The organism is Kitasatospora sp. CB01950, from assembly GCF_001905465.1.
GTDB lineage: Bacteria > Actinomycetota > Actinomycetes > Streptomycetales > Streptomycetaceae > Kitasatospora.
In genome coordinates this window covers 819,732-832,486 of the sequence record NZ_LISX01000001.1, presented here as the reverse complement: position 1 = coordinate 832,486, position 12,755 = coordinate 819,732, and the positions used below count along the sequence as shown (strand labels likewise).

General features: G+C 73.2%; 10 protein-coding genes and 1 pseudogene. 2 read left to right on the top strand and 9 right to left on the bottom strand.

The genetic code is table 11. The annotated features are described in order from the left end of the window. Positions 1-16 precede the first annotated feature (16 nt). The 6 genes from AMK19_RS03925 to AMK19_RS03900 all read right to left on the bottom strand — a co-directional run bounded on the left by AMK19_RS03925 (position 17) and on the right by AMK19_RS03900 (position 7,721). Entirely contained in the window at positions 17-1,222 is a 1,206-nt protein-coding gene (locus AMK19_RS03925) for a glycosyltransferase family 39 protein (protein WP_158071862.1), read from the bottom strand. Positions 1,223-1,335: 113 nt separating this feature from the next. After that, a complete protein-coding gene (locus tag AMK19_RS03920; RefSeq protein WP_158071861.1) occupies positions 1,336-2,775 on the bottom strand; it encodes a glycosyltransferase family 39 protein in 1,440 nt (479 codons plus the stop codon). A gap of 158 nt (positions 2,776-2,933) precedes the next feature. Next, positions 2,934-4,181 carry an acyltransferase family protein gene (locus AMK19_RS03915; RefSeq protein WP_073808024.1) on the bottom strand — a complete coding sequence of 416 codons (1,248 nt, stop codon included), beginning with the start codon at positions 4,179-4,181 and terminating at the stop codon, positions 2,934-2,936. Between the two features lie 136 nt (positions 4,182-4,317). After that, positions 4,318-5,547: a glycosyltransferase family 87 protein gene (locus AMK19_RS03910; RefSeq protein WP_241844212.1), complete on the bottom strand. Its 1,230-nt coding sequence runs from the start codon at positions 5,545-5,547 to the stop codon at positions 4,318-4,320. A 112-nt stretch (positions 5,548-5,659) separates the two neighbouring features. Then, positions 5,660-6,328 carry a LuxR C-terminal-related transcriptional regulator gene (locus AMK19_RS03905; RefSeq protein WP_073808020.1) on the bottom strand — a complete coding sequence of 223 codons (669 nt, stop codon included), beginning with the start codon at positions 6,326-6,328 and terminating at the stop codon, positions 5,660-5,662. Beyond that, positions 6,321-7,721, bottom strand: a complete 1,401-nt coding sequence (locus AMK19_RS03900; protein ID WP_073808018.1) for an ATP-binding protein — start codon at positions 7,719-7,721, stop codon at positions 6,321-6,323. Before AMK19_RS03900 ends, AMK19_RS03905 begins: the two co-directional genes overlap by 8 nt. Before the next feature lie 134 nt (positions 7,722-7,855). Between AMK19_RS03900 and AMK19_RS03895 the strand changes: the two genes are divergently transcribed. Continuing rightward, on the top strand, positions 7,856-9,373 hold the full coding sequence (locus tag AMK19_RS03895) for a PspC domain-containing protein (RefSeq protein WP_073808016.1): 1,518 nt from the start codon (positions 7,856-7,858) through the stop codon (positions 9,371-9,373). Further along, positions 9,373-9,603 carry a hypothetical protein gene (locus tag AMK19_RS03890; RefSeq protein ID WP_073808014.1) on the top strand — a complete coding sequence of 77 codons (231 nt, stop codon included), beginning with the start codon at positions 9,373-9,375 and terminating at the stop codon, positions 9,601-9,603. Before AMK19_RS03895 ends, AMK19_RS03890 begins: the two co-directional genes overlap by 1 nt. Here AMK19_RS03890 and AMK19_RS38545 read toward each other — a convergent pair. The 3 genes and pseudogenes from AMK19_RS38545 to guaA form a co-directional block, all read right to left on the bottom strand. Then, positions 9,600-10,070 carry a QcrA and Rieske domain-containing protein gene (locus AMK19_RS38545; RefSeq protein ID WP_274536951.1) on the bottom strand — a complete coding sequence of 157 codons (471 nt, stop codon included), beginning with the start codon at positions 10,068-10,070 and terminating at the stop codon, positions 9,600-9,602. The genes AMK19_RS03890 and AMK19_RS38545 overlap by 4 nt on opposite strands. 30 nt (positions 10,071-10,100) lie before the next feature. Continuing rightward, positions 10,101-10,622, bottom strand: a pseudogene (locus AMK19_RS38540) (DoxX family membrane protein); the annotation flags it as partial. Between the two features lie 143 nt (positions 10,623-10,765). Beyond that, positions 10,766-12,349 (bottom strand): glutamine-hydrolyzing GMP synthase, encoded by a 1,584-nt coding sequence (gene guaA / locus AMK19_RS03880; RefSeq protein ID WP_073808010.1) that lies wholly within the window; start codon positions 12,347-12,349, stop codon positions 10,766-10,768. Positions 12,350-12,755: the final 406 nt, after the last annotated feature.

The window sequence follows — 12,755 nt, the reverse complement described above, 5'->3', positions numbered from 1 at the left end:
GAAACCAGGGCCTGTCCTATGGGGCGTCCGGATAGATGTAGACCAGGAACCCGCCGTACGCGGCCGAGCCGAGCGCCGCGCCGGCGATCAGCAGCACCAGCGTCGCCTTGGTGCGCACCCGGGCCAGCGCGGCGGCGGCCGGCATCAGCAGGCCGATCGCGGGCAGCAGGAACCGGGCCCGGGAGGTGAAGTAGGACGCGTCGCCCAGCGCCAGCACCAGCGTGAACGCGCTGAACAGCACCAGGACGAGCGGCTGCCGCTGGATCACCGAGATCCCGAACAGCAGCACCGCGCAGCCCAGCACCACCGCCACCACGACCTGCGGCAGCCACACGGTGTCGCTCCGGCCGAGCAGCCGGATGAACGACTTCATGGTGCTGTGGCCGAAGTCGAACTTCGACTGCCACGCCTCCTGGACCTTGAAGTAGCCGTCCCAGCTGCCCTTCACGTACCCGACCCAGGAGATGTAGCCGACGAACCCGAGCGGGGCGATGAGCCCGCCGAGCACCGGCCGCCACCAGGCGGGGGCGTCCGGGCCCCGGCGGGTGATCAGCTCCCACAGGGCGGCGCAGCCGATCGCGGCCGCCACCGCGACGCCGGTGGGGCGGCACAGGCCTGCCAGCAGCGACAGCGTTCCGGCGACGACCCAGCTTCGGGTCATCGCCGCGTACACCGCCCAGACGGCGAAGGCGGTGAACATCAGCTCGGAGTAGGCCATGCTCTCGACCACGGCGACCGGCAGCACGCCCCACAGCACGGCCGCCAGCACGCCGACCCTGCGGCCGTAGAGCCGGTCGGCGATCGCGAAGATCCCCCAGGCGGCGACGACCGACGAGAGCCAGGCGATCGCCAGCCCGGCCTGGCTGTGCGTCAGCGGGGTCAGCCAGGAGACGGCGCGGATCGTCGCCGGGTAGCCGGGGAAGAACGCGTAGGCCTCGTAGGGGCCGTGCGGGCCGGGCACCGGGGCGACGCCGTCGTACCAGTGCTCGGCGATCTGCTGGTAGAACAGCGCGTCCCAGAGTTCACTCAGTCGGCCCAGTGCGTCCACCCCGCGGCGCGCCCCCCAGGCGACCAGTACGAGGACGCCGACGGCCCGTACCGCGATGTAGGCGAGCAGCGCGGGCGCCGCGCGCCGCAGCCCGGCCCGCCACCGTGCCCCCTGTCCGCGCCGCCCCCGCAGCGGTGTCCGCTTCCCTGCCGCGCGGGATAGGTCTGTACTCACCGAAGGATCCCCCCGGGACCGGTCAGAGGTAGGCCGAGGAAACAAGCCACATGGGCCGATCCTCCCCGCTCCCGGGGCGATTCAACAAACCCGCCGATGGCGGGCCCGCGGCGTCAGTGCGCGGCGCCCGAACGGGCCAGCAGCGTCACCGTCAGGCCCTGCACGTGCTTCGTCTGCTGCACCTTGTAGTCGGACTTCAACACCTTCGCCTCGGCCTCGGACAGGCCCTTGAAGGGGTCCTCGGGGGTGCTGTAGGTGACCACCCAGATCCGCTGGACGTCCGCGGCGCAGGCCGCCGGTTCGGGGCAGTCGACCGCGTACAGGTCGTCGTTCTGCAGCGGGGTCTTCGCCGCGAACACGTCCTTCGGCTGCACCCGGTCGGGCAGGTAGTAGCCGAGCGCGAAGTCGAGCATCATGTACGCCTCTTCGCCGCGCACCGGGACCATGCCGTCGCCGGGCTGGTAGCCGTCCGCGACGATCTTCGCGGCGCCCTTCTCGTCGGCCCACTCGTGCGAGGTGCGGTTGCGCAGCGCCTGCTGGTCCTGGATGCCGAGCAGCGCGGCGGCGATCAGGCCGACGGCGACCATCGCCCGCGGCCGCAGCGCGGTCAGGCCGGCGGCGGCCAGCACCGCCCAGGCGGGGACGGTGAACAGCAGGTAGCGGTCTATGAAGTACGCGGTCTGCCCCTGCGAGACGATCCAGACCGCGGCCAGCGGCAGCGCCGCCACCAGGCCGATCTCGAACGCCGGACGGCGCCCGGCCGACCAGGCCGCGGGGAGCGCCGCCATCGCCAGCACGCACAGGCTGACCAGCGACGACTGGAACAGGCCGTGCCACACGGTGGCGACGTCCTGCAGCGTGGGCGAGTGCAGCCAGGAGATCTGCCGGCCGACCTGGCGGCGGCCGAGTATCACCAGCGGCGCCACAGGAGCCAGCGCGACCAGCACCGCCACCGGGAACCCGATCAGCAGGCCGCGGCTGCGCCCGCGCCACCAGCGCATGGCCACCAGCACGGCGTGCGGGGCGAGCACGCACAGCGCGACCATGTGGAACAGTCCGGCGAGGGCGACGCTCACCGCGTACGGCAGCCAGCGCAGCACGGTGGGCCGCTCCAGGGCCCGCAGCAGCAGCCAGGTCGCCGCGGCGACGGCGAGCACCGCGAACGCGTAGGAGCGGGCCTCCTGGGAGAACCGCGACACGCTGGGCAGGACGGCGAACAGCAGGCCGGCGACCAGACCGGTCGCCGTGCCGAACTGCTTGCGGCCGGTCAGCGCGACGAAGACCGCCGCGCCGGCCATGGCCAGCGCCGACGGCAGCCGGAACACGGTCGGGGAGTCGCCGAACGCCGACACCCAGAAGTGCATCAGCAGGTAGTACATGCCGGAGACCGCGTCGACGTGGTTCAGCAGGTCGAGCAGGTCGCCGGTGCTGCGGGTGGCGGCGCTCCAGGTGGCGAGTTCGTCGCGCCACAGTTCCGGCCGCCAGCTGCCGCGGACGCCCAGCCCGAGGGTGAGCAGCGCCGGCCAGAGCCAGAATGTGCGGGCGAGCAGCACCGCCCCGATGCCATCACGCCGGCGGGACGACCCTTGGCGCGCCCCCCCGGACACCGCCGGGGCACCTTGTGCCACCGCGCTACTCCCCATGTGTCTGTCCTCGGATCCCGCCGGAAGTGCACCTCCGGCAAACGGCCACGCCAGCCACACACCCTAGTTCACGGGCCGACGCGCACCGCAGCCCCGGTGGGCTCCGCCGACTCCTCCGGCGCGGGGCTCCGGGCGCCGGTCCGGGCGCGTTCCTTCACCGGCGGGTCGGCCTTCGGCAGCGACAGCGAGGGCGCGTCGATCAGCCGCCGGAGCAGCTTGGACAGCGGCCGCTCGCAGTACCGGTGCACCACCCAGGCCAGGCAGAGCATGAAGGCCAGGCAGATCCCGAGCATCGGCACGGGGGCAATGCCGTTCTGGCGTCCGAGCGAGATCGCCGCCCAGCCGATCTCCTGGTGCAGCAGGTACAGCGGGTAGGTGAGGGCGCCGGCGACGGTCAGCCACTTCCACCGCACCCAGTTGAAGGCGCCCATGGAGACCGCGAGCATGATCAGGAACAGTGCGCCCGAGACCTCGGCCATGATCGGCCAGGAGAGCTTGTGGTGGACCTCGTACTCGTAGGCGCCGACGATGACGCGGAGCCGGTTCTGCGCGATCAGCCACTCGAACACCACGATGCCGAGCAGCAGTGGCGAGGCCCCGAACCGGTAGATCAGGTACATCGCGATGCCGGCGATGAAGAACGGCGCGTCCTCGGGCTGGACGATGTACGTCAGCAGGTCCGAGTTCACGGCCGGGGCGATCACCGCGACGGTGGCCCAGATCATGCAGAACGCCAGCACCCGGCGGTACGTCAGGCCGATCACGGCCATGATCGCGAAGAGCAGGTAGAAGCGGAGCTCGATCCAGAGCGTCCAGTAGACGCCGTCCGCCTCCTGCGCGCCGAGCGGCCGCTGCAGCATGGTGAAGTTGGCCATCACGTCGCTGAAGCTCATGTTCCTGCGGTCGGCCCGGGAGAACGGGACGTAGTTCACCACGATGGTGGTGAGCACGATGCCGACCCAGTACGCCGGGTAGAGCCGCACCACCCGCGAGGTGAAGTACTCGCGGGGCGTCTTCCCCCAGCAGGACATGCAGATGACGAAGCCGCTGATCAGGAAGAACAGCTGGACTCCGAGCCACCCGTAGGCGCCCCAGGCGTGCCAGCCGGGCATCAGCAGCTCGGGGCTCGCACCCCAGACGCTCTTGTGGATGTCGACGCCCGTCCAGTGGAAGGCCACCACGCCGAGCGAGGCGATCAGCCGCAACCCGTCCAGGACGTAGAGGCGGGGTCTGGCAGCGGGCTGCTTGGCCGGGGGGGGTCCGGCTCCGGTCGAGGGAGCCTCGGCCGGCTTGGTCAGCGGTGGAGCAGAAGTCATCGAAGACCCTCGACGCGGGGGGACGTGTACGGGTGTCGGAACGGCGGACGGCCGGACGGACTCAAAGACCTTAGCGTGCGTTTTGTCGCTTCTAAGCAAGGGGCGAGTAAAGACAATTGGGTCGTACAGGGCCGAATCAGTGCCCGACCCTCGTCTTGACCTGCACATATCCACGTTCTGGCAGGTCAGCGCCAAATCCGGTCGGCCGGACACCGCCGGGGCCTCCGGCGACCGGACGCGCCACCCGGCGGAGCAGCAGCGCCGCGACGGTGAGGTTGACCGCGGCGACCGAGTACGCCCAGTGCTCCACCGCGTCGACCCACAGCAGCTCGAAGCCGGCCATCCGCGGAATCAGCGCGATCCACAGCCACGGCGAGCGGGCCACCGAGCCGGCCCGGACCACCGAGGCGGCCAGCACCGGCAGCAGCACCAGCAGGTAGTGGTCGAACGCGGGCCGCCCGGCGAGGCAGGCCGCCGCCATCAGCATCGCGGCGGTCTCGGCGAGCCGCAGGCCCTCGTCGCCGCCGGCCCGCCAACGCCGCCACGCCCCGACCAGCAGGGCCAGCGCCAGCAGCCCGGCCACCGCGAGCGCGAGCCGTTCCGGCACGCCGACGCGCGGCAGCAGGGTGGTGAGCGAGGCGTCGTAGGGCTTGGCGAACGAGTCCTGGCCGCGCAGCAGGAACGGCAGCGTCCGGGTGACGAACAGGCCGGGCTCGGGCATCAGCGCGGCCGCCGCGCCGGCGGTCGCCAGCGGGACGGCGGCCGCCGCCAGGAAGGCCTTCGGGCGGCGGGCGAACAGGAACAGCAGGGTCAGCGGCAGCAGCATCGGCTTCACGGCCAGCGCCACGCCGACCACCAGGCCCGCCCGCACCCACCGGCCCCGGGAGGCCGGCACCAGGGCCGCGGGCAGCGCCGCCACCGAGCAGGCCGTCCAGTTGCCCAGCTGCACGAGGTTCCGGAACGGCCCGAAGAAGCAGAGGAACAGCACCCCGAGCACGCCCAGCCGGCTCAGGCACGGCACCCGGAACAGCCGCAGGGCGAGGAACCAGCCCGCCACCACCAGGGCCGCGGTGCCCGCCGGCACCAGCCAGAACCGCGCCTCCTCGGAGAGCAGGGTCGGCGGGACGGCGAACAGCACGGAGCTCGGCAGGTACAGGAAGCGTCGGTCGGCGTACGGGGACCCGCCGTCCAGGAAGGTCTGCGCGGCCTTCACCACGAAGGCGTTGTCCATCGTGTTGATGCCGCTGCGGTGCGCGTCGAAGACGACGACACCGAGCATGACCGCAGCCGCCGCCACCGCCGGGGCCGAGGCCCGGGCCCGCAGCCACGGGCCCGGGTCCGGTACGGAAGCCCGCCTGATGCTCACCCTGCTCCCCGGTTCCCATGCCTCCCGACATAACCGGACAACTATCACATGGCGGGCACCCGGGCGGGCGGAGGCCGGGGGCCGACCGGACGACCGGCCCCCGGGCGGCGACTCAGACCAGGCGGCGGGCGGTGGCCCAGCGGGTCAGCTCGTGCCGGTTGGACAGCTGGAGCTTGCGCAGCACCGCGGAGACGTGGCTCTCCACCGTCTTCACCGAGATGAACAGCTGCTTGGCGATCTCCTTGTAGGCGTAGCCGCGGGCGATCAGCCGCAGCACCTCGCGCTCGCGCTGGGTGAGCCGGTCGAGGTCCTCGTCGACCGGCGGGGTGTCGGTGGCGGCGAACGCGTCGAGCACGAAGCCGGCCAGCCGCGGCGAGAACACCGCGTCGCCGTCGGAGATCCGGAAGATCGCATTGACCAGGTCGGTGCCGGTGATGGTCTTGGTGACGTAGCCGCGGGCGCCGCCGCGGATCACGCCGATGACGTCGTCGGCGGCGTCGGAGACCGACAGCGCGAGGAAGCGCACCCCCTCCACGCCCACCGAGCGGCGCAGCACCTCGACGCCGCCGCCGCCGGGCAGGTGGACGTCCAGCAGCACCACGTCGGGCCGGGTCTCGGCGACCACCCGGACCGCGGACTCCACGTCGTCGGCCTCGCCGACCACGTCGATGCCGGTCTCCTCGGTGCGCCCGATCTCGGCGCGCACACCGGTGCGGAACATCCGGTGGTCGTCCACCAGAACCACCCGGGCACGCCTCTCGGGTGCCGCTGCGTCAGTCATCTGCCGCCCTCTCCATCTCCAGCTCGACCTCGGTCCCGCCGTCCGGCGCGGGCCGCACCCGCGCGGTGCCCCCGTTGCGCCGCATCCGGCCGATGATCGATTCGCGTACGCCCATGCGGTCCTCGGGGAGGTCGTCGGGGTCGAAGCCGGGGCCGTGGTCGCGGACGAACACCGACACCGTCCTCCCCTCCACCTCCGCGAAGACCTGGACCGGTCCCCCGCCACCGTACTTGGCGGCGTTCACCATGGCTTCCCTGGCCGCCTGCATCTGCGAGGCGATCTTCTCGTCCATCGGGCAGTCGCCGACGCAGACCAGCTCGATGGGCACGCCGTGCCGGTCCTCGACCTCGGCGACGATCTCCCGCAGGTGCTCGGCGAGGGTGTCGGGCGCGGCCTCGGCGGCGGCCTCGGGGCGGTACAGCCACAGGCGCAGTTCGCGTTCCTGGGCGCGGGCCAGGCGCAGCACCTCCTTGGGGTCCTCGGCGCGGCGCTGGATCAGGGTCAGGGTGTGCAGCACCGAGTCGTGGATGTGCGCGGCGATCTCGGCGCGCTCCTGGGCGCGGATGCGGGCGGTGCGCTCGGCGCCGAGGTCCTGCCACATCCGCAGCATGGACGGGCCGCCGAGCACCAGCACGCCGGCCACCACGGCCAGCGAGGACTCGATGACCAGGGCGATCGGCGAGGCGACGCCCTGCATCAGGAAGTAGCCGATGATGCCGGCCACCACCAGCAGCACGCCGGCGGCGACCCGCAGGTAGGCGCCCTTGCGGCTGCCGGGCTCCAGGCCGAACCAGTTCTGCCAGCGCGAGTCGTCGGCCTGCCGCCACACCAGGGCGACGCCGACGCCGACCGCGAGCAGCGGCCACACGTACGGCTTGGCGGTCTGGATGCCGAGCGCGGACAGCAGCGCCATGACGCCGATGACCAGGCCGATCAGCGCGAACAGCTGGCCGAGGCTGCCGCCGCGCTGCCCGGCCCCGGCGGCGGGGCCGGTCTGCGGGCGGGCCTCCGGGTCGGCGGCGAAGGCACCGGGGGCGCCCGGGGCGCCGTCCTCGCCGTGGAAGGTGCGTTCCAGCAGTTCGCGCAGCCGCCCGAAGCGGCCGCCGACCTGCGCGGCGCCGGGGGCCCGGCCGGGGGCGGCCTCGCCGATGCCGAGCGGGACCACCACCCAGAACGCCGCGTAGAGCAGGGTGCCGATGCCCTGCGAGAAGAACAGCACGATGAACGCCAGCCGCACCCAGGTGACGGGCACGCCGAGGTGTACCGACAGGCCTTGGCAGACGCCGCCGAGGATCCGGCCGTGCGGGCTGCGGTAGAGCCGCCGGTAGGGCGGCGCCCCGGCCGGTGTGTCGGTCGGGGCGGTCTCGGTGCTTCGGGTCTCGGGAACGGCCACGGCACCGATGGTCGCAGGTGGCCGGTCGGCGGCGCATCAGGGTTCGGCCCGGAGCCCGCCTCAGGGACAGTTCAGGGTCGGTCCGGGGCCCGGGACGGTTGGGCGGGGCCCTGCGGCCCGGAAGGATGGATGCCATGACGGACGACCAGATCCCGGGAGACGCACCGGACGCCCCCGCCGAACCGCGACCGGCGCTGACCCGCTCCTCCCGGCACCGGGTGGTGGCGGGCGTGTGCGGCGGGCTCGGCCGCTACCTGGACATCGACCCGGTGGTGTTCCGGGTGGTGATCGCGGTGCTCGGCCTGACCGGCGGGCTCGGGTTGTTCCTGTACGGCCTGGCCTGGCTGGTGGTGCCGCGCGAGGCCGCCGACGGCGAGGGCGGCCGCACCGAGCTCCAGCGCGTGCTGACCGGCCGGGTGGACGGCCAGTCGGTCGGCGCGGTGCTGCTGACGGTGATCGGCACCGGGGTGTTCTTCTCCTCGATGAACGACGGCGACCAGCTCTTCCCGCTGCTGCTGCTGGCCGCGCTGGTGTTCCTGGCGCTGCGCTACGACCCGGAGCGCCGGCGCCGCTTCGCCGGCGCCGAGCCGGGCCCGAAGAGCGCCGGCGGCCCCTACGACCGCCTCGACGCGTCCGGCGCGTTCGCGGACTGGAAGACGTGGGGCGAGGCGATGGGCCGGGACCTGCGCGGCGAGTGGCAGGCCCGCACCACCGACCTGCAGGAGCGGATCGCCGCCCGGCACGAGGAGCGGCCCGCGGACACGCCCCCGACCGGCCAGTCCGGCTACCTGTGGGACCCGCGGCACCCGGAGCGCAACCCGTACGGCGCGACGCCGCCGCCCGGCGCGCCCGCCCAGCCGTGGTGGCAGCGCACCGACCTGCCGGACGGCGACCCGCTGCGCAAGGAGACCGCCGACCCGAACAGCCACCAGGAGCGGATGGCGCAGTACCGGGAGCGCGCCGACGAGCGCCGCCGGGCGCACCGGGAGGCGATGGAGCAGCACCGGGAGAGCATGCAGCGCCACCGCGAGTGGAAGGCCGAGCGGCGGCGGCAGCGCGGACGTTCGGGGCTGGGCGCGTGGGCGGTGCTGGTGTCGGTCGGCGCGGCCTGGGCGGTCGCTGCGACCGACCACGGCGACCACCGCTGGTCGACGGTGCTGGCGGTGGCGCTGCTGCCGCTGGGCCTGGCGATGATGCTGAGCGCCCGCTGGGGCCGCACCCGCGGGCTGACCTTCCTGGCGCTGCTGGTGACGGCGGGCCTGGTGGCCGCGTCGTCCACCTCGGCGACGGTCGCGGACTCGATCGGCGACCGCCACTGGACGGCCGCCCCGGACAACCTGCACTCGCAGTACACGGCGGGCATCGGCGACGCCCGGCTCGACCTGTCGGCGCTGGACCCGAAGGGCGGCACCCTCGGCACCGAGCTGCGGGTGGGCATCGGCACCGCGGTGGTGCAGGTGCCGACCGGCGTGGAGCTGCGGCTGAAGCTGCGCGACGGGGTGGGCTCGGTGAGCCTGCCGGACGGCCAGGAGTACGGCGGCCCGGTCGTCAACGAGGACGTGGTGATCGAGGTCCCGGCGGGGCAGCCGTCCAAGGGCGTGCTGGACCTGACGGTGACGATGGGCATCGGTGACATCAGGGTGGAGCGGTGATGAGGAAGCATCAGTTCGATCTGTACGCGCTGGTCGCGGGCGGCCTGTTCACGGTCCTGGCCCTGCTGTACCTGGTGGCGTCGCTGAACGACCGGTCGGTGAACAGCCGTTTCGTGCTCCCGCTGGCGCTGATCGTGCTCGGCGCGGGCGGCCTCGGCGGCGCGCTGGTGGCGGTCTCCAGGCGCGGCCGGGGCGGGGCCCGCGACGACGATCACACGCTGGACGGCTAGGCCTGGGCCTGCTGCGGTCCGAGTTCGAGCTGCTCGCCGTTCTTGGTGACGGCGTAGCCGGGCAGCGGTTTGACGGCCGGGCCGGTGATCACGGCGCCGGTGGCGGCGTCGAACGTGGAGCCGTGGCAGGGGCAGTACAGCCGGCCGTCCTTGGGCGGGTTGACCGCGCACCCGGAGTGGGTGCAGACCGAGGACAGGCCGGCGTACTTCCCGGCGGACGGCTGGACGATGTACACGGCGTCCCCGCTGGCGGGGTCCTTGACGGTGGCGGAGCCGCCGACCGGGACCTGCGCGGCGGGGACGCTCGGCGCGTTGCCGGCCGGCCGGGGGGCGGCGGGGCCGGGCGCGGCGGCGGCGGGCGGGAGGTCCTCGCGGCCGAAGGCGGCGGTGAGCGAGCCGGACAGCAGGCCGGCGCCGCCGAGCGCGACGGCCGCGATGCCGCCGTCCAGCAGGGCGCGGCGGCGCACCGCGTCCTCGGCGAGGCCGCGGGCGCGGTCCCGGGCGGCCCGGGCGGCGAGGTAGCCGTCCACCGACAGGTAGGGGGTGCCGGCCAGCAGCAGCGGCGTCCAGGCCAGCAGGTAGGCGAGGTCGTTGCCCAGGTAGTACGGGGTGGTGTGGAAGCTGACGGTCAGCCAGAGGGTGGCGCTGAGCAGTGCGCCGCCGAGGGCGGCGACCCGGCCCCACAGGCCGAACAGGGTGCCGAGGCCGACGGCGAGCTCGCCGAAGGCGATCAGCAGGCCGAAGAAGGTGGGGGCGTGCAGCGCCGGGGCGAGCGCCCGGCCGACCGGGCTGCCGGCCTCGGCGGCCTGCGTCTGCGCGTAGAAGGACGCGGCGTCGCCGGCGCCGGCCAGGTAGTGCGGGTCGGAGAGCTTGTCGAAGGCGGCGTAGACGAAGGTCGCCCCGAGGAACAGCCGCAGCGGCAGCAGGGCGAGCCGCGAGGCCGTCGCCTTCCACCGCCCGATCCGGGCTGCCGTGCCGCGGCGGTCCTCCTGCGGGCTCGTCGCCGTCCCTGTCGCCATGTTGCCGCCCCTTCTGTCTCGCGCCGCCTGCCGACCGCCGACAGGACCGGGTCCGATTGTGCCGGGTGCCGCCCGCACATGACGGCGCCGCCACTCCCCTGCTGTCGGGGAGCGGCGGCGTGGTCACACGGTTGCCGGTGGGACTACTCCCACTCGATGGTGCCCGGCGGCTTGGAGGTGCAGTCCAGCACGACGCGGTTGACGTCCTTGACCTCGTTGGTGATCCGGGTGGAGATCTTCGCCAGCACCTCGTAGGGCAGGCGCGACCAGTCGGCGGTCATGGCGTCCTCGGACGAGACCGGGCGCAGCACGATCGGGTGACCGTAGGTGCGGCCGTCGCCCTGCACGCCGACCGAGCGGACGTCGGCCAGCAGCACCACGGGGCACTGCCAGATCTCGCGGTCCAGGCCGGCCGCGGTCAGCTCCTCGCGGGCGATGGCGTCGGCCTCGCGGAGCAGGTCCAGGCGCTCCTTGGTGACCTCGCCGACGATGCGGATGCCCAGGCCGGGGCCGGGGAACGGCTGACGCTGGACGATCTCGGCGGGCAGCCCGAGCTCCTGGCCGACCATCCGGACCTCGTCCTTGAACAGCTTGCGCAGCGGCTCGACGAGCTGGAACTCCAGGTCTTCGGGGAGGCCGCCCACGTTGTGGTGCGACTTGATGTTGGCGGTGCCGGTGCCGCCGCCGGACTCCACCACGTCCGGGTACAGGGTGCCCTGGACCAGGAACTCCACGGCGGGGCCCTCGTCGGCGATGATGTCGGCCTGGGCCTGCTCGAAGACGCGGATGAACTCGCGACCGATGATCTTGCGCTTCTGCTCGGGGTCGGAGACGCCCTTCAGCGCGTCCAGGAAGCGCTCCTCGGCGTCGACCACGACCAGCTTGACGCCGGTGGCCGCGACGAAGTCCTTCTCGACCTGCGCGGTCTCGTCCTTGCGCATCAGACCGTGGTCGACGTAGACGCAGGTCAGCCGGTCGCCGATGGCGCGCTGCACCAGGGCGGCGGCGACGGCGGAGTCCACGCCGCCGGACAGGCCGCAGATGGCGCGCTTGTCGCCGACCTGCTCGCGGATCAGCGCGACCTGCTCCTCGACCACGTTGGTGGTGGTCCAGTTCGGTTCGATGCCCGCGCCGCGGTACAGGAAGTGCTCCAGCACCTGCTGGCCGTGCTCGGAGTGCAGGACCTCGGGGTGGTACTGCACGCCGTACAGCTTGCGCTCGTCGTTCTCGAACGCGGCGACCGGCACGACGTCGGTGGAGGCGGTGACGGTGAAGCCCTCGGGCGCGGCCGAGCAGGCGTCGCCGTGCGACATCCACACCGAGTGCTTGTCCGGGACGCCCTCGAACAGCGTCGAGCCGGAGCGCGAGACGGCCAGCTGGGTGCGGCCGTACTCACGGGCGCCGCTGTTGTCGACGGTGCCGCCGAGGACGGTGGCCATCAGCTGGAAGCCGTAGCACATGCCGAACACCGGAACCCCGGCCTCGAAGATCGCACGGTCGAGCTGCGGAGCGCCCTCCTCGTACACCGACGACGGACCGCCGGAGAGGATGATCGCCCTGGGGTTCTTGGCGAGCATCTCGGCGACCGGCATGGAGCTCGGCACGATCTCGCTGTAGACCCGCGCCTCACGCACCCGACGGGCGATGAGCTGGGCGTACTGGGCGCCGAAGTCGACGACCAGGACGGTGTCGTTCTCCGGCGGGGACTGGGGGTGTACAGAGGACACGGACGGCCTTCCGGCGGCGGTACAAAAGGGGTGTCGACACCGAGTCTACCGGGAGCGTTTCACCCGACTGCCCGCCGCGCTGCCCGTGACCGTGCCGGGAGGCGAATCGTTGCACCGGGAGCCGCACGAGACGCCGGCACCCTCCAGGTGCGGGCGGCGCGGGCGGCGGACCACGCGTGGATCTTCTCCGGTCCATCGGGTGCGCGTGGCGGGCACGGGCCCGCCGTGGGACCGCGCCCCGGTGCTGCGGTCGGGTCAGCAGGGGACAGCGACCCCGTCCGCGACCGGGCGGACCCGAAGTGTGGCGGCCGGTACCGGTGCCGGCCGCCACACATCGGCTGCCGTCCGCTCCGGCGTACGCCCCGGTACGCCCCGCAAGCCACTATGACGGACAGTGACCACTCCG